We start from the raw sequence: 19,979 nt of genomic DNA, 5'->3' as shown, positions 1-19,979 counted from the left end.
CTGTCCAGACGGGGTGCCGGATCATCCGCCCTGAATCATAACGGCTGTACCACACCACCCGGCAGTTGTACGCGCGTTGGCCCAAGAATGCTGTTCATCAGCAAATCGCCATCCGGCATAAACTCCATCTGGGCGTAAATCCCGTTGCCGCAGATATTGTCGCCAAAAATGGTGTTATGGACGGTTGCCCCTGTCAGCCAGTTCATTCCCACCACTTTCCAGCCGCCATCGCCACGGAAATAGCCATTGGTATAGACGGTATTGCTGGCCGAGCTTATCGCCGGGATCATGGTGTTGGAACAGATATCCGCCCTGGTCCACGTTGAGCTCCAGCTGTGGCTGACCGGGTTCCACTCAAAACGCTCCACGCCCAGCGGCGAGTCAAGCAGCGGGCCGCGCGCCAGCGCATCGGTCAGACGGTTGCCGGAGCTGGGATCCGCGCCGACATTATTGACGACAAATGCGCCATAGTCCTGCACGGCGACTGACTGATCGCTCTGAATGTACTCGGTCGACAGCGGCAGGCCGCAGGTGACCGGGATAATCCCCGCGATACGGTTGGTAAATCCAGCCGGAATGGCGTCGCGCCAGAAGGCGACCAGGCTCATGCGCTTTTTGCCGTCGGTGATCACCACCAGTTTATCCGCGCCGCTGCCAAATCCCATCAGCGTTGGCGTGGCGCCTGAACCGGAGCCAAAAAGGGTCGGATAGGTATCGCCGGTGGGATAATCAGAGACCCATGCGCCGTCCGCCGGATTGTCGGACAACGTGGTGCCCGTCCAGACAACCTTACGCATCTTCTTGTCGGAAACCACATAAATGCCGCCGTTTTCATCCACCGCCGCCGAGTTGGAAACGTATTCATCCACGCCCAGCGCAATGGTATGCACCGGGCCGGAGAAGGAGCGCGCCACCACGGAAACCGAGCGGGTGCCGATCACGACAAGGTTGCCATCGTAGGTCAGCACCAGGCCGGTGATGGCCTCGCCTGCCGGGATAAACGACGACGTATCCAGCGTGCGCTTAATACCAATCCCCAGCAGCGGCAGGCCGGGGACATTCAGCCCGACGGCGTACACCTTCGTGCCGTAGTTGGCGAACATCGTGTTGGTGTTGTCCACCAGGCAATAGGCGCTGTTGATGCCGCCGGCTGGCGTGGCTGGCGACAGCTGCGAGGTGATGCCCTCCACCACGCTCAGGGTATTCAGCGGCTGGGTGAGCAGCGTGGTCAGCAGCTCGAGCGGGAACTGGGTGATGCCGGGGATGGGCAGGCGCGCCAGTGGCGTAAAAGCACCGTTGCTGGTGCTGATGTAGGTAATGCCGGACCAGGTGACGCCCCACATGTAATCCGGGGATGGCGAGGCCAGCGTCATAATGTTGATCGGCCCGTTAATGGCCTGTGGTAATACCGGGGCGAGCGGGATTGACGAGTGCACGGTACTGTCGCCAGCCGGGACAGAGAAGGGCAGCGAGTCGGACTGGGAAGAGTCAAAATGAGTGATGGCGGCTTTTTCGGCGGCCAGCCAGGTATTCACTGCAGGATTCATCATGTATCTCCTCGATTTTATCTGTATAACGGGCCGCCCTGTGCTCTGGTTCAGGCCCAATATTGAACTCAATTATACTGTTTATATGTACAGTATTTTGGGCTCGTGGACTAAGTATAATCAGGGCTTAACGGTTCGCCAGTAAAATAGAAGAAATTTTATTTAATTGATTTTTAAGGTGTTAATTTGGGGCGTCGAATAATGTGCGGCTATGCGATGAGCTGGCTGAGGCAGAACAGCCACAGTGAAATGACCGTGGCTGTGTTGGTTATAAACAGACGGGCTGGCCGCTTTCCAGGCTTTTGTGCACCGCCTCGCAGATCCGGCTTACCGCCAGTCCGTCCACTGCGGTGACCGGGTAGGGGGCTTTATGTCTGACGGAGTGCACAAAGTCATTGATCGGGTCGATACCAAAACCGCTGGCAACGCCGTTGCGGTAGTTGATGAAATAGCTGTTGGGCGTGAGCGTCATCCCCGGCGTGATGATTTCCAGCCCCCGGTGCTGCGAGGTACTGCGGATATAGGTTGCCTCGCAGAGGATATCGATACGCCCGTCGTTGTCCTTCGGAAAGCCTTCCGGCAGTACCCACGAGTTTTCCACCACCCACGAACTGCCGTCGGCCATCGTCAGCAGGCTCTGCACGCTGTCGAAGGTGTCGAGGCTGCGTTCAGCCATCAGACGCTTCTGCCCGACGGCATACACCGACACCACTTCCTGACCGGAAAGGTGGCGGACCAGGTCAAAGCAGTGTGAGCCGAGAAACCACACCGGGGAGCTTGCGCCCGCCCAGTTCAGCCACGCCGTCGGGACACTAATCACGTCGTCCATGCTGATATGCCCGCGCAGGATGCGCCCGCTCTCCGGTCTTTCCAGTTCGGTTTTAATGCGCATCACCGCCGGGTCCCAGCGCTTATGAAAATCGACGCCGACCAACAGACCGCGCTGCTGCGCCATCTCCACGATAAGCTCACATTCGCGTACTGAGGTGGCGAGCGGTTTTTCCGCCAGCACATGTTTGCCGTGGCGCAGGGCGGTGAGGATGGATTCGGTGTGGTACGGGTCCGGCGTCGCCACCGAGAGCACATCGATGTATTCCTCCTGCAACAGGACATCCAGCCGGGTGTAACCCATCACGCCGTAGGCCATGGCGAGGTCGTCGCAGCGTTCGGCGTCGGTATCGCAGATGGCGACCAGCACCGTGTCCGGATTCTGGCGGTACGTATTCATATGGTGTTTGCCGTAGATACCTGCGCCGACCACGGCGGCTCTGATTTTGTTCATCATTGAGTCCTCAGAATAAGCCCAGGGAAAACAGCCAGCCGATGATGACGGCCAGTGGTCCGGTTAACTGACGCGAGAGCAGAAAGGCGGGGACACCTTTCGCGATGGTCTCCGGTTTTGCCTCCTGCATGGAGAGCCCCACCGGCACGAAGTCGCAGCCGACCTGCACGTTGATGGCAAACAGCGCGGGCAGGGCGAAGGCCGGGGATATTGCCCCTGCGCCAATCTGCGTACCAATCATCACGCCAATTACCTGCGAGATGGCCGCACCCGGGCCGAGCACCGGAGAGAGGAACGGAATGCCGCAGATGAGCGACAGCAGCACCAGTCCCAACAGCGAGTTCGCCAGCGGCGTCAGGGCGTGGGCTATCAGGCTGCCGAGCGCGGTTTCCTGCACCAGGGCAATCAGCAGTGAGACAAAGGCCATAAACGGGATAACGTTGCGCAGCGACACGTCCACCGCCTCACGGCTGGCGGCGAACAGCAGGGCGATAACGTGACCGACCGCGGTACCGGTCTGTTCGACCATGCGCACCAGTTTCTCCGCGCCATGCGCAGGTGGTGGCGTGCTGATAACCCGTGGTGCAGGCTCCGGAATGGCCTCTGGCTCGCCGTCCGGGGCTTCGGCGGTATCGACCAGAACCAGTTGCTCCATCGTCACGCCGGAGACGTAGTTATCCTCGCTAATAAACTGCGCCAGCGGCCCGGCGCGCCAGGTGGGGAGCACGTTGATGGTCGGAATACCCTTCTGCGGGTACAGGCCGCAGCGCAGGGACCCGGCGCAGTTAATCACCACGCACAGGATGTCGTTATCCGGTGGGATATCGGCGAAGCCGTTGACGATTTCCGACTCGGTGAGTGCGCCGATTTCTATCGCTACCGGATGAATCTCGCGTCCGGTCAGTGACAGCACCTTTTTGCCGCTGCCTGTGGGCAGCCACAGCCCCTTGCCGTAACCGCCGGGGCCGGGAGGAATGAGCACCGTTTTCATGGCCGTCCCTCCGCAATCATCAGTTCTCCATGCAGGGCCGGGAGTAATGGCACCGGGCCGGACAGATGGACCACACCGGGATGGAAGGCATTCAGGCTGCCGTCAAATTTCATCGTCAGATGGCCGAGCTCAAACAGCGACTGCTGTGCTTCTCTGCCCACAGCCGTAATGAGGTAGCTGTATCCGGCCAGTAGCAGGGTATCGCCCGGCAGAATGAACAGATTTTCTTCCCGCATGGTCGGTTCCAGTGACAGGGAGTAGTCCAGACAGTCCTTCGGCCCGTTGCTGTCGAAGGTGATGAGCATTTTGTCGGTGAGGCCGTCGGCGACAAACAGGCCGATAGCGACGATACGTGCGCAGTAGGTCATCATGGTTCGTTCCCCCGTTTGCTGAGGCGCAGGAACAGGTACTCGGTGATAATCCCGCGGATTAAACCAATCAGCATGGCGGCAGCGATATAGCGCAGCGCCAGTGAAGTGACGGGCAGGCCGAGCGCCTTAATCCCGGCAGCGACGCCGAGCCAGACAAACAGCTCTGACGGCACCACGTGGGGAAACAGGCTGGTGAGCGGATGGGCGGTGGTGCCGAGCGCATCCTCATAGCCGGGTTTGCTCTTCTCCGGCAACAGTTTGCCTAAAGTGAGCGCGCCGGGGCTGCTCATAAAGAACCAGCTGAGTACCGGCAGCACGCCGTAGGTGAGGATGCGTGAACGGCCGAGCAGGGCGGCGACCTTCTCCATCCGTATGGTGCCGACCAGCTTCATCAGGAAGTTGATGGCCAGCAGCAGGCAGATAAGCATCGGAATAAGCCCGGTCATCATGTCGAGGAAGATCTTGCCTGCTGCCTGGAACAGGTGGATAAAGCCTTCAGCCAGGGAGACCAGAAACATGGCGGCCTCCTGTACTCAGTGCGATGGTGTTGGGTTGTGGTTCGGTGTGCATAAACAACTCTCCTGTCAGGTGTGTTGGTTAATGCGTCCTGCCACTCACAGCGCGGGTCGTTATGTCCCGGAGTTTTCTGTTGTTGTCATGAGGTAAAGCGGTTTTCGGGGTTCACGTTTGTTACTGGAATTGAGGTAACGGCCGGGCCAGATCTCGGACGGATGAAGCTCTAGCGCGATGGCAATCAGCCACTCACCTTTCGGCCACGGGCGCGTCAGGGCATTCGCCAGCGTTGACGACGCCAGTCCCGCTTCCCGCGAGAGTTTCGACAGACTGGTGCCGCGCTTGTGTAAGGCGGCGATGATGTCGGCGGGGTGCCAGTCTTTTTTAGCCATTCCATTTACCTCAACTAATTGTTATTTAGGTTAAAAATTGTGGCCCTTTAGGTTTGCTGTAATAAGTTGTTAAAAGGAGATCTAAAACATCGATACTAAGGATAACTTAGTAATATTTGTCAAAGCAACACTGAAAATTCCCCTGTTTACTGGAAATGGAAGGGGGATCTCATGTTGACGCATCGTCTAAAAGAAGCGCGGATTAGGGCAGGTTTATCACAGGAACGTTTAGGTATACTCGCAGGGATTGACGAAGCCACGGCCAGCCCAAGGATGAATCAGTATGAGCGGGGAACGCATGCACCTGATTTTTCCTTGGCTTGTAAATTTGCCGAGGTATTGAACGTTCCGGCCTGCTATTTCTATACGGTTGAGGATGATTTGGCGGAACTGATGTTAATCCTGTGGTCAGCGTCAGAACAAAAGCGTGCAGATGTTATTGCTTATGCTAAAAACAGCATTACAGCGTAATAAGCTCTACAATGCCTTTAAATGGCTACCCTCGCTTGATAATATCACAAGGGTAGATTTATTATTAGTCCGTCAAAGTTGGCGTATATCAAAACCAAAATAGCGAAGCACTTTAGTTGTTCGACCATTGATAACAGGTAAGTTTTCTTTATTTATCCATCCAATTAGCTCTTGAACATTAGATTGTCCAAAAGCATTAAGCTTATACTCTTCATTGTAGATGCAGTCAGACATTCTTTTAATAATGTCTCCTTTCCCATATAATAAGTATGTAATTGTCTTTTTGATTTGTGCAATTTCATTGCTTGTTGAAAATTCTTCTATTAATGTATCTAACCCACCTTTATAGAATCGTAAGCGATCATGGAAAGAGTGGAGTACACATAGTGCTTCAACTATTTCGTCGATATCGCTTTGTTCAATTGATTGTGGTGAGTTGAATACTTTGTAAATGAGAGGGTAGTTTATGGGCACAATTCTTTCTTCAAAATGCTCCCATGGAGTGGATAACCATTCATCTATTAATGTGCGGAGATGTGATTGTTGCATATCAGTCCATCCTATTGGCTGAGCTGCCCAGGTTTCTTGAGTTGCATGAAAATCGCGCACAAAACTAAAAAACGAATCAATTTCAAGTCGTAAAGGAATCTGTTTCTCTGTCACTTTTCTTGCAAAAGAGGAGTATATTTCTTCGATGCATTTAAACGCATATACAGATGTTTGATATGACTTTCGATAAGATTCTAGAAAAATAGAACTTTGCGAGATGTATTTTTTCCCTCGATTGATATTTGAATAGTTTATATCCCCTATTTTATCTAAGACTTCATTGTCGAAATTTTTTATCTGAGATGATAGCTTTGAATGTTTGTTGTAAATATTTTTATAATCTCTTATCGCTTCTTTGCTAAGTACATGTGCAGATTCCCAATAATGCGAAAAAAGTGTTGTTAGTTCTTCGAATCTATGATCTTCTGAATTTAAACTAACCATTATTTCTTGATTTGTAAGGAGTGCTGCGCTGGTCAAATTGGCAGAGCCTACTAATAATGTTCTGTCTCCAAAAATATAAAGTTTAGGATGGAACGAATTGTTAGTGAAAAATCTTGCCTCAATGTTTTTATGTAACAGTAGCTTCTCTAAAGCAAATGGCGATGTAGGGAAGCCTAATCTTACAACAATCCTAATATGACATCCTTTTTCTAGGAGATTTTCAATTATATCAAATTCGGTAAAGAAAGCAGAAGCAATAAATACATCCATATTGTTTTGGATATGATGCGTAAATCCATGTTTAACAAAATCCTGCTGCGAATTTCTGTTAGTATATAGGTCTGTCATGCCACTCCCTTACTAAATCTTTTAGAATTATCTCTGTAATCGTAATTACATAATCTATTTGAAGTTTTATTCTTATACAATAGAAGATATGGATGATGATGATAATATGTGATGTAGAATGAGGATAAGAATCAATTATCAATGCTGGGTTCAATCAATTTAATGCCTGTAATCACCGCCGCCTCCACCTCACTACACCCCGTTTCCCGCATAATCCGCATCCGCTCGGCCTTCTCATGCTTCTCGGTCATTGCCAGCGCCAGATAGAGCGCTGGCGGCACCACCCGGAACAGCGCTTCCACGCGCGGCGACAGCACGACACCCTCGGTATACTGCCCCGGCGATTTCACCGCTGAGCGCAATAGTTGTCGTTGTTCTTCGGTCAGCGCCTTAAACCGGCATACCTGCTCGATCTCTTCCGGCGGCATCACCAGCAGTTCCCACCACTCGATCATATTGAGCAGCTTCTTCGCCTCGTCGGGAAAATCCGCCAGGTTTTGGGTCGCCAGCCACAGCCAGATACCGAGTTTGCGCCACATCTTCGAGCCCTTGGTGAGGAAGCGCGCCAGCAGCGGATTGACGGTAATGATATGCGCCTCATCGGTGATGTTGACGATAGGGCGTGCCAGATGCTGGTCGCGCTCGCCGAGGTTGTTGATATGGTTAATCAGCGAGATATAGCTGATGGCAAGCTGGGCTTCGTAACCCTCACGGGCAAAGGTGGCGAGATCCACAAGGGTGATATCCGCCTCCGGCCACATCTGGCCCTCGTGGTTAAACAGTTCACCTTCAAACCCGGCGCAGAACAGATTGATGGATTCCGCCATCTCGTAGGCTCGCTGGCGACGGGCTTCCGGCAGGCTGGTATCGCGCGAAAGGGCGAACAGCGCATCACGGATATCCTGGGTCAGCGTCTGGCGTTTTTCCTCATAACAGGCGTGGGCAGCGGCGATAATGGCCTGGCGGATCATCGCCCGGTCAGGCCGGGTGAGGCGCGCATCTTCTTTCGCTTCGCCTCCGGTGATCATCAGCCGGGCGGTGATTTCCATTTCGCCCAGCACGTCGCGTTGGTTGTCGCCCTCGCTCTCTTCGTCCTCCGGCGGTTCGGCATCAGTGACCGCCTGTTCCACCAGTCGCCACGCATCGGCGAACAGGGGCAGAGTGACGCCGGATCCGGGGCGCAGGCTGATTTTATTCACCGTCAGGCCGTGGGCGGCGGCGTAGTCGGCCATCAGGCCAAATGAGTTTCCGGCCTCGATGATAAACAGGCGCGGGCGATGCAGCGCCATCAGTTGCGCGATTTTGGCGTTCAGGGTGGCGGATTTGCCCGCTCCGGTTGGCCCAAGAAGTAAAAGGTGGCCGTTTTGGGCACGATCCAGCTTATTCAGCGGATCGAAGCACAGCGGCGCGCCGCCGCGGTTGAAGTAGCAAATCCCCGGATGTCCGGTGCCGGTTTCCCGTCCGTACACCGGTAGCAGCCCGGCAATATGCTGAACGAAGTTGAGCCGGGTATACAGCCCGCGCGGATCGCGCAGGGGATCGAAGCACATCGGCAGCCACCGCAGCCAGTGGCTGAGTGGTGCGACTTCGTGTTGCTCCTGTACGGGTACCAGTCCGGCATTCAGCAACAGGCTGTGTAGCTGGCGCTGCTGGCGAAACAGGGTGTCGGTGTCGGGCGCATGCAGGTAAAACGCCAGCGTGCTGCGGTAGAGCTTATGGCCGTCTTTCAGATAGCTGCGCACCTCGTGACAGTCGCGGCGGGTGTATTCGGAATCGGTGTTGTCGCCAATCGCCCGGTCGGAGAGATGGCTGATATGCTGCTCCAGCTTGTCCTGCGGATATACCACCACCGTCAGGTTCATGATGGTTCCCGATGGCAGCAGATCAAACAGGGCGTTGATACCGTCGCCACGCGGGGTTTCTCCGGTCAGCAGGCCGGGTGGCGGCGCTTTGCGCAGGCGGTCGACGACCACCACTTTATGCGGGCGGTTATCCAGCCACCAGACGCCGTTCTCCGCATCTGAGCGCGGTTCGCTTGTCAGCAGGCGTTCGGCGAAATCGGTGATAACGGGCAGGGATTCAGCTTCCGGTAAATCCAGTTGTCGCCAGAAGGATTTTTTATCTTCAACGGGCGGCGAGGGGTTAAACCAGCGCACCAGCCAGCGGTGAATGTCCTGCTCATTCTGACGGACTGCGCTGATGCCCGCCGCTTTTAGCCCGGCGGTGAGACGCTCGCAGATATTATTCAGCGTTTCTTCCGGCGACGGTTCATCCGGCGAGAGGCCGGGCAGCCAGCGGTACACCACCATCCGCGTGCGCCGCCACGTCGCCCGCCAGCGGGTACGGGTAACGGTGTTATCGAGAAACAACCCCTCATCGCGGGTGAGATTCGCCATATGGTTTGCCATCTGTGTGAGCCATTCACGGGTAAAGGCGGAATCGCGGATCTCCGGCGCGGCGTAAGTCGCCAGCGTCTCCAGCCATGCCTCGCTGTCGTCCTCATCCTGGCAGAAAAACTGCACCACCCACGGCGCACGTTCGTGCTCATCAAAGGCATCCTGCAATGCGTCAGTGACGGTATCGCGGACCTGTTCCAGAAACGTCGTCGAGCGGCCTTCGGTGCCAACAGGCGTCAGTTCGAACACTGCTCCCACCGAACGGCCATCTTCCAGCAGCAGCGTCTGTGAATCCGGTAAAAATTCCACCCACGGCAGCCAGTCGACAAATGACGGGCCCTTGCGGTAGCTGGCATTCAGCGCCTGTTCACTCATGGCGGCGTCAGGCGTTCGCCCGGTAATGCATACTGCGGACGGGTATAGAAGGGGAAGACGGTGCTGTAACCAGGCACCGGGGTGTTGCCGTTAAGGTGCGGGAAAACGTACAACACCATATCCGGATTGGGCAGGCGCGGAAACTGGCTACGGATGGTATCCGCTTCGGGTTGCGACACCGGACCATCCGGCGGGCGGCGCAACCGGGCGCGCGCATCCAGCAGAGTCGCGCTGCCGCCGCTTTGCTGCTGCCACAGTGAGAGCATACTGGCATCGGGGTCGACCGGCATCAGTTCTTCCTGCGAGGTGCTGCATCCGGCCAGCAAAAACATAAGCATCAATATAGCGCGTATCATTCCAGTCCCCCCGGCGTGCTGGCCTGCTGATATTTCACTTTGCGGCCTTCCGGCTCGTAGTCGATAGTCAGCAGTTCGGTGAGATGCACCGCCACCTTGTGGCCTGGAGGCACGTACACCGCATCGAACATTTGGCCGTAGTGCTGTTTCATCCAGTCGGCGGTCTCTTTTAATCCGCCGCCGATGGCCTGGCCGAGCACGTACTGACCGTTGTTGCCCGTCACTGCGCTGGTGATGCTGCCGTCCTCCACCACGGTGGTGCTTTCGCCATTGGCGAAGGCCTGCGCCGCCGCGCCGGAACCCGCCAGCAGGAACTGCGAGGTCAGGTACTCCTTCGCATTGCTTTTGCGCTCGCCGGGAATGCACGGCAGCCCCTGGTTATCCGAGAGCCAGCCGATCTCCTGCTGTTTATTGCCGGATTTGCCGCCCTGCGGGACGGTGCGGATGGTGCCGTCGTGAAACACAAAGGTCATGGAGGTGATTTGCCCGCGCACGCAGGAGAGCGTCCAGTCACCCGAGGCGATGCCGGAGACCACCGCGCCCGCCACGTCCGGCAGCTCAATGCCATTGGCGGTGAGGTTGTCCTCGCCAATCAGCAGTTTGAACGGGTAGGGATCGCTGACGGTGCCGTTAAGCGGCACGCGGCCAATCAGCGCCGTCATCGCCACCGATCCGGTCAGCGTGGCGTTCTGCGGCAGGGTGTAGACCTTCACATCAGGTTTCGGTGGCGGTTTGTCCGCTGCCTTCAGGGGGACGCGCAGCAGCTTTTCATCCACAGGCTGGAGCGCATCCAGCGGCTCCAGCCAGCGGATATCGGGTTGAACGTCGGCAGGTAGTTCGCCGGGCGTCAGCCCCAGACCTGGCGGGATATCGTCCGGGCGTTTCGCCATCAGGCGATCGAGCTTATCCAGCAATCCCTGCTGGCTTTTCAGCAGTTCGTCGCGCATCTGATCCTGCTGCCTGCGCATATCCCCGCGCAACTCCGATACCAGCGTGGTTTGTTGCGCTTTCAGCCGCTTTTCGCGGGCCTGCTGGCTTTCGTTATCGTTCTGAATCGTCTGAAGCTGCTGGCGGTACTGCTTCATCTGGCCGACTAGCGTGGCGACGGTATCAGCAGGCGTGTCGCCATCGATACCCAGATCGCGCAGTTCCTGCGGCGTTAATGCTGCCACGCTGCGGGACGGGGATTTCTCTGCGGTGTTTTTGCTGGCCGGGCGCAGCAGCAGCCATACCGTTACCAGCATAATCACAGGCAGCAGGATTTTCAGCAGGAGGCTCTGGCGCGGCATCATGGTTTCGGCTCCGGCAGCAGGGCGCGGGAAACAGGGCCTTCCGTCACCAGGTACACCACCGTGGTATCTTCTGCCAGACCGCGCGGGCCGAGCCAGTCATGCTGGAACGCGGCGGCGGTCAACTGCCCCTGAAGTTCGCGGGGAACGAGCGTGATGCGCTGCCCGCTCTGGTTTTGCAGACGAATAGCGGTGACGGTGGTGGCGTTGACCTGCCATGCTGCCAGTGGAGTCGCGGTAACAGGCTGCTGTGGTAGTAAGGTGGTGATGCGCTTCGTCAGTCGAACGGGGGCTGGCGTGACGCCGGGCAGGGCTTCAACGGTGCGCAGTGGCGCATACAGATTCTGCGCGGCATAGCGCACCAGCAGGACGGGCAGGGGCTCGGTTGATGCTGTCACCGGGACGGACGTTTTTGCTGTGGTAGGCGTCTGCGGCGCATAGCTAATTTGCACGTGTTCAAGTGGCGAAGTGCTTTGGATGGCCTGAATATCCAGCAGGATCAGTTCACCACTGCCGGTATCTCGTAGTTGAATGCGGGTGGACGGGAACGCCGTATTTGCCAGCAGGAAGACCTTACCACCCGCGCTTTGCAGACGCACTTTGCCTTCCAGCGTGGCGGGATAGCCGATGCGTACCGCTTTCCCCACGTCGACAATCCGCTCCTGCCCGATATGCAGCGTGACGGGGAGGGGAATGTTTTCCCACTGCACCACTTCCGTGGCGAAGGCCGGGAGACTGAATAACCAAGCAAAGAAGATGTACTTCATTCTTTTTCCTCCGCCACCAGACGCTGCGGTGCGGCGTCGATGCAGTCGATCGCCAGTCCCCACGGATTTTTCTCCGCATCAATGGCATAACGCACCACCTGCAACGGGTAGCGCACCAGCGCCTTTTTCACCGGTTCGTTCTGGTAATACTCTTCAACTGCCAAGTCCAGCGTTACCTGCCAGGCGTCCCGGCTTAATGTCTCAACGCGGGGGAAGGGGCGTTTATCACCGTCATGCACCGGGCTGCTGTAGCCGTGGCCGGGAAGCTCATACACGCCTCGCGTACGCTCGCGCAGTTCACCACCGTTGCGCCGCACCTGAAAATCGTGCTCCAGCCGGGTGTAACAGGCGGGCGTCAGGTAGGCACGCAGCGAACGAAGGTTGCGGGAATAGTCCTCCTCGCCGTTATCCGGCCAGCGGTTAAGCTGCTGGAAGATATAGAAGGTGAAGGCGTAGACGCTGGCGGGCGGCACTTCCCACCACGGGCGGGTGCTGCCGCTGCGCAGGTCCGGCGGGAACCAGAGGGTGAGCTTTTGCGGGGCGCTGTACCAGCCGTAGCCAACGCCCGCGAGACACAGGCACAGCAGAACAATCACCGCCCGCAGCGTCAGAATATGGTTATCGCGTTCGGCCAGCGCATGGCGAAAGCGGCTCATCGCGGACTCCTGCGTACCACCCACACGGTGCTGTGCAGGACCAGGTGTGCCCCCCGAAGATGATGACGTTCCAGCCAGGCGAGGATTGCTAGGGGTAGCCAACTGTCGGGCTTGCCGCGTTTGGCGCGGGCCAGAATGCGCCCGCCACCCTGAATCAGTAATGCCGCACCTGTCAGTGCCGAACCGGGGATCAACGGCCAGTAGTGGGTTATCAGGGCCAGCATTATGCCGAACGCGCAGCCGCCGCCAAGACCGCTCGCCAGCGCCAGAAACAGCTCGCTGGTGGTCAGGCCGCGCCAGACCACGGGTTCGCGGTTGAGGCGGTCGGGGAGAAAGGGGATAGTCGCCATATCACAGCACGTCCGAAGCCTGGTTGAGCAGCCAGATGATGACCACCAGAAGAATGCTGCCGACGCCCGCCATCGAGCCCAGATCTTTCCACTGCTTGCGTCCGCTCTGGATCTCCGAGTAGGTGGCAATGCAGTTGTTCGCCACCACCAGAAAACCGACGGCGCAGATGGCCAGCGCCAGCAGCACCACAATATCAAAACCGTAGTTTTGCAGCGTCTCCATAATGCCCTGGCCCTGGCCGCGCGACGGATCTTCCATCGTCGGCAGGTCGGCGAGGGCGTTAAATGCGGCGAACAGCAGTAACAGAAGCCAGCGCATGATACCTCCTCAGCTCAGTACCAGCCAGAAACTGACCAGCACCAGTAACAGTGAACGGGCCGCCACCGCGCCAAAACTCTGCCAGCTCAGGCGCTGACGGCAGACACCCTGCCAGGCGACCATTAGCGTCCAGGCGCACCACAGCAGCAGGACGCTGGTAAACAGGCCGAGTATGAGCAGGCTGACGGTCTCCGGTTTGCTCAGGCTGGCGGCCTGAAAGGCGGCGAGTTGCGAGTCAGTCATCGGGATGCTCCCGCTGGTAGCTGGTGATCAGGGGCTGAATAGCGCGCGGCTGCGCCCTCTCCGGGGCAAGGTAACGGCGGATGCCCTGCTCAACGGTGGCGATGTCCTGCTGTGCCTGTAAGTAGTCGAAGAGGTAGCGCGACTGTGGATCGGTACTGGCACTGGTTTGGGCGCGTTCCAGCGAGGTTTTCACGCCGTCGAGTTGCTTTAGCGCGAGGGCTAGCTGGGTGGATTCCGGGGAGGCGATTGCAACTCCTTGGAGAAGAAGAATAGATACATTTAGTAGTGTAATTCTGTTCATTTATATCACTCCGTGAATACCGGAGTGATAATAAGAAAAATTCAATCAGATGGGATCTGTAAATTATTATTCAATAATAAAAGATGCTTGATTGGTATGTTGAAGTTCAATTAAAACAATGGGTTGCATTTTATTCTGGCTCGCGTCAACACGTTTGCGAGCCATGGATCATAAGTTAATCAGATGACGAAAAACTTTTCGTGAAATCTTCATGAATTTTCAATTCATAATCATCTGGAGCATCAAGAAATTGGATGTCTATATGATTTCCATATTTAGATGTTAATTGTCTAGCTTTTCCATTTTCGTCTTTTCTATCTCCAGTGGCCAAGAAGAATTTTTGATATCGTCTTGGTGATACACCTTCAAATAACAAAAAGTTTACTTTATCTGCTTCATTTAATTCACTAATAGCATCGTTATGTAATCTTAATGCTAAGCTTTTTTCATAAGGTTCTATAAAAACAACCTTTTTAATTCCTGATGCCACAATATGCCGTGCACAATTATGGCAGGGATATGTTGTAGAATATAAAATTTTGCCTTTTGTACTTTCACTAGGGTTTCTTGCTAGAGAAGTAATTGCATCCATTTCTGCATGGATCGCTCGTGAGTATTCTATTATAGAAGACACCGGCGTTTCATTAAATAATAGGTCAGCAATTTCGCTAGATGAGACCGCTTTGGGCATACGAGGTAGTTCATCTTCAGAAGATCTCGGATCTTCGTTAGTAAAAATGTTATAATTTTTTAAAATTGATTCAAACTTCTCTCTGATTTTATTTTTATGTTCATCGTTGAAACAATGGCCTCCCTTATGAATGCAGCGATGATCGTCAGCAATGTTTCCCGTTTCATAATATAGCCCACCAAAAGATTTAGGGACATCATTACGTCCTGTGGCTATAATATCGCCATCATCGTTTAAAATAGCTGCTCCGACTTGTCTTGAAAGACAGGCAGATGTTAGAGAAGCAGAAAAAGCAGTATACATGCCTTTCTCATCACGTGTAGGAGTTATGCCATTCTTACCATGAATCAATGCAATGCATCGCGAAATTGCTTGTTTTTGTAATGACTTATTACCTGAATTATTGTTGATAAAAAAATCGGAATCTAATATCGTTTTTTCAGTTTGCTGGCCGGTTTTTTTCTCGGACTTCTTATCCTCAGTAATTATCTTGTAAATATCATTTGTTGATATACCCTCATCTCTTAAGTTTATAATTCGTTCGCTTTCACTTCTAAGCATACCAAACAGATAAAAATTATGTGGATATATTAATCGAAGTAGCTCAACTTCATGAGGATGTTTTAATTGGTCAATAATAAATGCAACTTTACCAATATCTTTTTTTTCAGGAAGAATACTTTTTTTTACCTTTATTTCAGCTTTTATTCTGGTTATTTCGCTAATTACCGCTTGAGATAAATAAGTGGTTTCTATTGTTTCCCTGATTAAGTTACCTTGCTTTTGTAATTTTAGATAACGCTCTGCAGCATTGCTAATAATTAGTTCATCAAGTTTCGAGTGTTTCTTAGAAAGATCTGTGATTATATCACTAACTCTAATGGTATGAGTATCATAATCATAAATATCTAATTCTTCCTTTACAGTCTCGACGAGTGACCTAAAACCGGAACCAACAGTGCCACATATGCCAATTATAAGGGTTTTTGACTGTCTGGATTTTATGAAATCAATGGATTTTTTCTTTGTCGAATCATCATCCATCGACTGGTTTTTTGATTCTTTTTCCGCTATTGCTGTGTTCGTCATTTGCGATTACACCAAATTATTTACCAAATTATACTTTCAGCCCGCTCTACTAATTCATCTATAATTTTTTTTCTTTCATATTCTTCGATAGTTACTATCGTTGAATGGGTAGTGGTCTCATATCCTTCAAAAATCGTTTTCTCACGATCAGAACTTTGCGAGACCGATTTAAAATTGACATACACAACACCTTCATTTTCAACTGACATACTTCCTCCTGTAAGCGCAGTGCATAGTACAAATCCCCAAGTTTATGTCAAGGATTACACTGTAATCTATTACACCTATAATCCTATAATCATCCTTTGTCCATTCCATTAGTTCATCGTTGTGCATTTGGTTCCAACTAAGTACAACAGTTGATGCATATATTAATGTGTTTTTATATAACAATATGAATTTTTTAGTGTTTTATTGTGTTTATAACCACCGTTTAAAACTCCCTGCTGCCATCCATACCGTTATCCCGGACCATAAAGCGGTGGGCAGTAAAATCAGCATTGCAGGCAGGAACAGCGGCTGCGCCAGATAACACACCCAAAGCGTTGTGGCGACCGAACTGCCGGACCTGATGACATAACGGTGAAGGAATGTAGATTCGAGCCCGGAGCCAAACCGCCTCAAATCCCGTTGTACCAGACCTTCGGTCAGCCCGATTACAACACACAGGCAAATCAGTGGGAGCATGGCGGCAAGCCATGTCAGGCGCAACATAAAACTCAGCAGCGTGTAAGCCAGGGCGGTGAGCGGTTTTTGCAGGAGCCTGTTGACCATAAGTACGCGAGTTGCCCCTTTTTCCAGCAGTATCACAATGTCATTCCCCGATGGATGCGATTGCAAAGCACTAACCAGTTCCACCTGCTCCCGCCTCATCACCTGGAAAACATGCTCGCTTCCCTCATGCGGCCACCAGAAATAGAGCCCCGCCAGTTCCAGCACGACCCGTAGCACCAGCGCGCCAATAACCAGCCCGATGAGCCGCCCGGTCAGCGACAGCAGCCAGCCAATCGGTCCCTGTGGTGGGCGTGACGGAGGCGTTCGCTGCTCACTCATTCCACCTGCCCCTGCTGGCGCGCCTGCATCCATGCCGCCAGTTGCGCGACGGACTCCGGTAGTGGGTAGTGTTTATCCGCTACGGGCAGCGGCAGACGGATTTTCCATAGCTGACCGCCTTCAAGCAGGGCAAAGGCCTGGCCTTTGGGAAGCTGGATCAGCGCGGCGGTATCGAGTAGCGGCACATTACTGGTGGTTACCTGCTCGCGGGTATTGCTGGTAAAGCTGTTGATGCCGCCCGGCGTGTCGGTGACGCCGGAACTCACCTGGCGGCTGCGCACTTCGACCTGTGGCAGTTGCTTTGTCAGCAGTTCGGCGGTGGCGGTTTCGCGCACCCGCAGCATAATCAGATTGTTGAAGTTACCTACCACCTGGCCTGCCTTCGGCGCGCTGCCGATGCGGGCCTGAATATCACTCAGCGTCTGCGTGTAGGCAGTGACCTGAATACCTGCGCCGCCGCCCTTGTTGACCAGCGGAATAAACTCCTCGCCCATCAGTTCATTAAACTCATCGCAATGCAGGTTGATAGGCGGCGGTTTTTCACTGTTGCCGGGCAGTCCATCATTCAGACCAAACTTGTAGAGATGTCCGGCGACGCTCACCAGGTCAGCAAACATTGAGTTGCCGACGGCGGCAGCGACCACCGCATCGGAGAGCGCGTCCAGCCCGACATAGACTACCGCCTTCTGGCGGATCGCCTGCTGCCAGTCGAGGATCGGTCGCTCGTCGTCCAGATCGTGATAGTCCGGGGCGAGCAGGGCGGCGAGCGTGCCGGTCGTCAGCTTTTCCAGCAGCGGCAGCAGCGAGGCGACAATTTTGTCGAAGTAGGTTTTGTCATAGCGCACCGCCGAGAGCAGGCCGTCGAGGATCGGATCGTATAATTTCTCCGCGTTGAGGTACTGCTCCAGCGCCACCACGTGAGGATCGCGGCCCAGCATATGGCGCGGCGTGTTTTTGTCGTTAACGCGCTCCGCCAGTTGCGCCACCACTTCCCACGCCCGCGCGTTGTGACGCGGCAGCACGATGCGGGCATAGTCGATAAACAGGGCGTCGATATTGACGACATGGCGGGAAATTAACTGATAGTCGGGACGCTGTCCGAGCGCCACGAGGGCGCGGGCGATGATATTCACAAAGCGCCAGGCGAACTCGCGGAAGGCCGCCGAGTTGCCTTCGCCGGAAAGCTGTCCGGTGAGGCGCGATGCCACTTCCGAGATGCGGCCAAAGCGCCCGATGGCGTTGTAGCGGGCGGAGATCTCCGGATACGCAAGATGGAACAGGATAAAGCGGTCTCCGCGTCCGGCGTGCTGCGCCTCTGTCCACAGACGCTTCAGCAGATCCGCGTCGCCTTTCGGATCGAAAACGATCACCACTTCACCGCGTCGGATGTCCTGAGTGGCGAGCAGTTCCGCCAGCCGGGTTTTGCCGACGCGGGTGGTGCCGAGCACCAGTGTGTGGCCGGGGCGTTCACTGAGCGGCAGGGTGATGTCGCACTCTTTCAGCTCCACGCCGTGCAACCACGGATTGCCGCCGACGGGCGGCAGCGGACGCACCGGGTTCAGCCAGCGATCGGCGCTGAGCAGGCGGGCAAGCCCGGGCTGGGTATGCTCGCTGCGTTTTTCGATGTGTCTTGCCAGACGGTAACACCATCCCGGGCGCAGCCAGCGTGCGGCCTCCGGTTGCAGGCAGTCGTACAGACGTTGGGTGTGAATGGGTAGCCAGCGAAAGCCTTTACCGAGAAACAGCCGCTGGTGGCTGACCGGGACTTTCCGGCTGGTGAGCGCGTAGCGCGGCAGGCGCAGGAGGTTACGGTGGTAGCGCACGATGTGCCAGCCCTGCCAGCCACGTCGCAGGGCCAGCAGCAACAGGGCACATGCCAGCAGGTGGGCTTGCCACGGTGTCAGCATCAGCAGCGGGGCCTGCGTCAGGCAGATTAACGCGCCACAGCTGGTGGTGACGGTGCTGTAAAACTCCACAGGCGGGCGCAGCAGCGCTTCCAGCGCGTAACGGCTCATGGCGGTGCGGCCTGTTGCAGATGGCGGCTGACCAGCTTGCGGTAGCGTGCGGCGGGCGCGCCGCCAGCAGGATGGTGATAGCGGGCGGCGGCATTGAGCCAGCTTCCGGGACGTTCATCGTAGCGCTGACGCAGCAACTGCGCGGTGAGCGACAGGTTCTGCAGGGGATGCAAGGCGTCGCAGGGAGAGTCAAAATACGCCCGGTGCCAGCCGATATTGATTTGCCCGAGCCCCACATCAATGCGCTTCGGGCTGGTACGGCGGATCGCGGCCAGCAGCGCCTGACAGGCCTGCTCCCGGCTGGCGTAGCGGTAGCCGGTGCCTTTGATATTGAGCGTCCACGGCCACGGGCGATGTTTGCCGCTCAGGTTTGCCCCGCTTTCGGTCTGTGTTACGGCCCACAGTAGTTCCGGCGGCACGCGGAAATGCTCTGCGGCGCGCAGGTACGCTTGCGGCAGAGGCTGCGCCAGCGCCAGACAGGGCAGTAGCAGGATCAGGGCAGGACCTCGCGCCATTGCTCCCCCTTACGTTCCAGCGCTACCGGGATTTTGCTCTGCCCTAAAAGCAGCCAGCGGCCCGCGTCGTGGTTAAGCGTGATGCTGTGTTCACTCACCAGCTTTGCGTCAATACCATGCGCCCTCGCCCAGCGTCGCACCAGGTTATCATCGCCAACGCTTCCGACCAGCCAGATATCCAGCGGACGCTGCTGCGCCAGCAGGGTACGTAGCAGGCTGTCGCAGGGCGGGCAGTCATCCTGGACAAACAGCGAAACGCGGGAAGTGCTGGTGGAGGTGGTTTTCAGCGGCGTCAGGCCCGGATAGAGGCGTTGCCAGGCGGCGTCATAGGCGCGCTGGAAGGCAAGTTCCTTCTCCAGCCGCCGGTACTCCTGCCTGACCAGCAGTTCGGCGAAGCGCTGGCGCTCATGGTCGCTTTCGGCCTCCACACCCAGCGTGGTTAGCGGATCGAGCCCCGGCGACCAGACGCCGCGCGCCTGCTGTTTCAGCGTGAGATAGCGCTGCCACTCTTCCTGCGTGACGCCCCAGACGGTGGCCTGCTGTTGTGTGGTCAGCGGTCTGAGTGCAGAGTCCGTATTCTGGCTGGTCTGCACTTGAAGCGGTTGCGCCCACGCGCTGGCGGTGAAGAGTAACAGAGGAACCAGGCGTTTCATCGC

Annotated in this window: 23 protein-coding genes; 1 reads left to right on the top strand and 22 read right to left on the bottom strand. The window is 55.4% G+C overall.

What is annotated here, in order from left to right; translation table 11 throughout:
• Positions 1-35: 35 nt before the first annotated feature.
• From JQN59_RS20440 to JQN59_RS20415, 6 genes are all read right to left on the bottom strand, one after another.
• On the bottom strand, positions 36-1,550 hold the full coding sequence (locus JQN59_RS20440; RefSeq protein WP_149607533.1) for a hypothetical protein: 1,515 nt from the start codon (positions 1,548-1,550) through the stop codon (positions 36-38).
• 265 nt (positions 1,551-1,815) lie between these two features.
• Entirely contained in the window at positions 1,816-2,829 is a 1,014-nt protein-coding gene (locus JQN59_RS20435) for a Gfo/Idh/MocA family protein (protein WP_149607641.1), read from the bottom strand.
• A gap of 10 nt (positions 2,830-2,839) precedes the next feature.
• On the bottom strand, positions 2,840-3,820 hold the full coding sequence (srlE, locus tag JQN59_RS20430; protein ID WP_149607534.1) for a PTS glucitol/sorbitol transporter subunit IIB: 981 nt from the start codon (positions 3,818-3,820) through the stop codon (positions 2,840-2,842).
• On the bottom strand, positions 3,817-4,191 hold the full coding sequence (locus JQN59_RS20425) for a PTS glucitol/sorbitol transporter subunit IIA (RefSeq protein WP_088144763.1): 375 nt from the start codon (positions 4,189-4,191) through the stop codon (positions 3,817-3,819). The genes srlE and JQN59_RS20425 overlap by 4 nt, the downstream gene beginning before the upstream one ends.
• Entirely contained in the window at positions 4,188-4,709 is a 522-nt protein-coding gene (srlA, locus tag JQN59_RS20420) for a PTS glucitol/sorbitol transporter subunit IIC (protein WP_149607535.1), read from the bottom strand. The genes JQN59_RS20425 and srlA overlap by 4 nt, the downstream gene beginning before the upstream one ends.
• Positions 4,710-4,820: 111 nt before the next feature.
• The gene (locus JQN59_RS20415; protein WP_149607536.1) at positions 4,821-5,096 is read right to left on the bottom strand and encodes a helix-turn-helix domain-containing protein; all 276 of its coding nucleotides are present in this window, start codon (positions 5,094-5,096) and stop codon (positions 4,821-4,823) included.
• Positions 5,097-5,267: 171 nt separating this feature from the next.
• Here JQN59_RS20415 and JQN59_RS20410 point away from each other — a divergent pair, with 171 nt between their 5' ends.
• On the top strand, positions 5,268-5,567 hold the full coding sequence (locus JQN59_RS20410; RefSeq protein ID WP_149607537.1) for a helix-turn-helix transcriptional regulator: 300 nt from the start codon (positions 5,268-5,270) through the stop codon (positions 5,565-5,567).
• 72 nt (positions 5,568-5,639) lie between these two features.
• On the opposite strand, the gene JQN59_RS20405 is transcribed toward JQN59_RS20410, so the two are convergent.
• The 16 genes from JQN59_RS20405 to JQN59_RS20330 all read right to left on the bottom strand — a co-directional run bounded on the left by JQN59_RS20405 (position 5,640) and on the right by JQN59_RS20330 (position 19,976).
• Positions 5,640-6,908, bottom strand: a complete 1,269-nt coding sequence (locus JQN59_RS20405) for a phospholipase D-like domain-containing protein (protein WP_149607538.1) — start codon at positions 6,906-6,908, stop codon at positions 5,640-5,642.
• 131 nt (positions 6,909-7,039) lie between these two features.
• Positions 7,040-9,679, bottom strand: a complete 2,640-nt coding sequence (locus tag JQN59_RS20400; RefSeq protein WP_149607539.1) for a conjugative transfer ATPase — start codon at positions 9,677-9,679, stop codon at positions 7,040-7,042.
• Positions 9,676-10,035, bottom strand: coding sequence for a TIGR03751 family conjugal transfer lipoprotein (locus JQN59_RS20395; protein ID WP_149607540.1), 360 nt, complete (start codon positions 10,033-10,035; stop codon positions 9,676-9,678). The genes JQN59_RS20400 and JQN59_RS20395 overlap by 4 nt, the downstream gene beginning before the upstream one ends.
• Entirely contained in the window at positions 10,032-11,327 is a 1,296-nt protein-coding gene (locus tag JQN59_RS20390) for a TIGR03752 family integrating conjugative element protein (RefSeq protein ID WP_149607541.1), read from the bottom strand. Before JQN59_RS20390 ends, JQN59_RS20395 begins: the two co-directional genes overlap by 4 nt.
• Positions 11,324-12,091, bottom strand: coding sequence for a TIGR03749 family integrating conjugative element protein (locus tag JQN59_RS20385; protein WP_149607542.1), 768 nt, complete (start codon positions 12,089-12,091; stop codon positions 11,324-11,326). The genes JQN59_RS20390 and JQN59_RS20385 overlap by 4 nt, the downstream gene beginning before the upstream one ends.
• Complete coding sequence (locus tag JQN59_RS20380) at positions 12,088-12,747, bottom strand: PFL_4703 family integrating conjugative element protein (protein ID WP_149607543.1); 660 nt, start codon at positions 12,745-12,747, stop codon at positions 12,088-12,090. The genes JQN59_RS20385 and JQN59_RS20380 overlap by 4 nt, the downstream gene beginning before the upstream one ends.
• Positions 12,744-13,052: a TIGR03750 family conjugal transfer protein gene (locus JQN59_RS20375; protein ID WP_239484201.1), complete on the bottom strand. Its 309-nt coding sequence runs from the start codon at positions 13,050-13,052 to the stop codon at positions 12,744-12,746. Before JQN59_RS20375 ends, JQN59_RS20380 begins: the two co-directional genes overlap by 4 nt.
• Positions 13,053-13,098: 46 nt before the next feature.
• Entirely contained in the window at positions 13,099-13,416 is a 318-nt protein-coding gene (locus tag JQN59_RS20370; RefSeq protein WP_032214526.1) for a TIGR03745 family integrating conjugative element membrane protein, read from the bottom strand.
• Positions 13,417-13,425: 9 nt separating this feature from the next.
• On the bottom strand, positions 13,426-13,659 hold the full coding sequence (locus tag JQN59_RS20365; protein WP_049106822.1) for a TIGR03758 family integrating conjugative element protein: 234 nt from the start codon (positions 13,657-13,659) through the stop codon (positions 13,426-13,428).
• Positions 13,652-13,960: an integrative conjugative element protein, RAQPRD family gene (locus JQN59_RS20360; protein WP_149607545.1), complete on the bottom strand. Its 309-nt coding sequence runs from the start codon at positions 13,958-13,960 to the stop codon at positions 13,652-13,654. Before JQN59_RS20360 ends, JQN59_RS20365 begins: the two co-directional genes overlap by 8 nt.
• 175 nt (positions 13,961-14,135) lie before the next feature.
• Positions 14,136-15,740 (bottom strand): anti-phage dCTP deaminase, encoded by a 1,605-nt coding sequence (locus JQN59_RS20355; protein WP_149607546.1) that lies wholly within the window; start codon positions 15,738-15,740, stop codon positions 14,136-14,138.
• A gap of 20 nt (positions 15,741-15,760) precedes the next feature.
• Positions 15,761-15,949: a hypothetical protein gene (locus tag JQN59_RS20350; RefSeq protein ID WP_064151388.1), complete on the bottom strand. Its 189-nt coding sequence runs from the start codon at positions 15,947-15,949 to the stop codon at positions 15,761-15,763.
• 211 nt (positions 15,950-16,160) lie between these two features.
• Positions 16,161-16,793, bottom strand: a complete 633-nt coding sequence (locus JQN59_RS20345) for a DUF4400 domain-containing protein (protein WP_149607547.1) — start codon at positions 16,791-16,793, stop codon at positions 16,161-16,163.
• Complete coding sequence (traD, locus tag JQN59_RS20340) at positions 16,790-18,808, bottom strand: type IV conjugative transfer system coupling protein TraD (protein ID WP_149607548.1); 2,019 nt, start codon at positions 18,806-18,808, stop codon at positions 16,790-16,792. The genes JQN59_RS20345 and traD overlap by 4 nt, the downstream gene beginning before the upstream one ends.
• Positions 18,805-19,323 carry a transglycosylase SLT domain-containing protein gene (locus JQN59_RS20335; RefSeq protein WP_149607549.1) on the bottom strand — a complete coding sequence of 173 codons (519 nt, stop codon included), beginning with the start codon at positions 19,321-19,323 and terminating at the stop codon, positions 18,805-18,807. The genes traD and JQN59_RS20335 overlap by 4 nt, the downstream gene beginning before the upstream one ends.
• Positions 19,302-19,976 (bottom strand): TIGR03759 family integrating conjugative element protein, encoded by a 675-nt coding sequence (locus JQN59_RS20330; RefSeq protein WP_149607550.1) that lies wholly within the window; start codon positions 19,974-19,976, stop codon positions 19,302-19,304. Before JQN59_RS20330 ends, JQN59_RS20335 begins: the two co-directional genes overlap by 22 nt.
• Positions 19,977-19,979 lie beyond the last annotated feature (3 nt).

Source organism: Citrobacter sp. B72 (genome assembly GCF_016894305.1).
Classification (GTDB): Bacteria; Pseudomonadota; Gammaproteobacteria; order Enterobacterales; family Enterobacteriaceae; genus Citrobacter; species Citrobacter portucalensis.
This window is presented reverse-complemented; position numbering and strand designations above follow the sequence as displayed.

Bases quoted from the DNA above. Each gene is read 5' to 3' on its own strand.
- JQN59_RS20440 (WP_149607533.1), bottom strand. From the start codon at position 1,550: ATGATGAATCCTGCAGTGAATACCTGGCTGGCCGCCGAAAAAGCCGCC.
- JQN59_RS20435 (WP_149607641.1), bottom strand. From the start codon at position 2,829: ATGAACAAAATCAGAGCCGCCGTGGTCGGCGCAGGTATCTACGGCAAA.
- srlE (WP_149607534.1), bottom strand. From the start codon at position 3,820: ATGAAAACGGTGCTCATTCCTCCCGGCCCCGGCGGTTACGGCAAGGGG.
- JQN59_RS20425 (WP_088144763.1), bottom strand. From the start codon at position 4,191: ATGATGACCTACTGCGCACGTATCGTCGCTATCGGCCTGTTTGTCGCC.
- srlA (WP_149607535.1), bottom strand. From the start codon at position 4,709: ATGTTTCTGGTCTCCCTGGCTGAAGGCTTTATCCACCTGTTCCAGGCA.
- JQN59_RS20415 (WP_149607536.1), bottom strand. From the start codon at position 5,096: ATGGCTAAAAAAGACTGGCACCCCGCCGACATCATCGCCGCCTTACAC.
- JQN59_RS20410 (WP_149607537.1), top strand. From the start codon at position 5,268: ATGTTGACGCATCGTCTAAAAGAAGCGCGGATTAGGGCAGGTTTATCA.
- JQN59_RS20405 (WP_149607538.1), bottom strand. From the start codon at position 6,908: ATGACAGACCTATATACTAACAGAAATTCGCAGCAGGATTTTGTTAAA.
- JQN59_RS20400 (WP_149607539.1), bottom strand. From the start codon at position 9,679: ATGAGTGAACAGGCGCTGAATGCCAGCTACCGCAAGGGCCCGTCATTT.
- JQN59_RS20395 (WP_149607540.1), bottom strand. From the start codon at position 10,035: ATGATACGCGCTATATTGATGCTTATGTTTTTGCTGGCCGGATGCAGC.
- JQN59_RS20390 (WP_149607541.1), bottom strand. From the start codon at position 11,327: ATGATGCCGCGCCAGAGCCTCCTGCTGAAAATCCTGCTGCCTGTGATT.
- JQN59_RS20385 (WP_149607542.1), bottom strand. From the start codon at position 12,091: ATGAAGTACATCTTCTTTGCTTGGTTATTCAGTCTCCCGGCCTTCGCC.
- JQN59_RS20380 (WP_149607543.1), bottom strand. From the start codon at position 12,747: ATGAGCCGCTTTCGCCATGCGCTGGCCGAACGCGATAACCATATTCTG.
- JQN59_RS20370 (WP_032214526.1), bottom strand. From the start codon at position 13,416: ATGCGCTGGCTTCTGTTACTGCTGTTCGCCGCATTTAACGCCCTCGCC.
- JQN59_RS20365 (WP_049106822.1), bottom strand. From the start codon at position 13,659: ATGACTGACTCGCAACTCGCCGCCTTTCAGGCCGCCAGCCTGAGCAAA.
- JQN59_RS20360 (WP_149607545.1), bottom strand. From the start codon at position 13,960: ATGAACAGAATTACACTACTAAATGTATCTATTCTTCTTCTCCAAGGA.
- JQN59_RS20355 (WP_149607546.1), bottom strand. From the start codon at position 15,740: ATGACGAACACAGCAATAGCGGAAAAAGAATCAAAAAACCAGTCGATG.
- JQN59_RS20350 (WP_064151388.1), bottom strand. From the start codon at position 15,949: ATGTCAGTTGAAAATGAAGGTGTTGTGTATGTCAATTTTAAATCGGTC.
- JQN59_RS20345 (WP_149607547.1), bottom strand. From the start codon at position 16,793: ATGAGTGAGCAGCGAACGCCTCCGTCACGCCCACCACAGGGACCGATT.
- traD (WP_149607548.1), bottom strand. From the start codon at position 18,808: ATGAGCCGTTACGCGCTGGAAGCGCTGCTGCGCCCGCCTGTGGAGTTT.
- JQN59_RS20335 (WP_149607549.1), bottom strand. From the start codon at position 19,323: ATGGCGCGAGGTCCTGCCCTGATCCTGCTACTGCCCTGTCTGGCGCTG.
- JQN59_RS20330 (WP_149607550.1), bottom strand. From the start codon at position 19,976: ATGAAACGCCTGGTTCCTCTGTTACTCTTCACCGCCAGCGCGTGGGCG.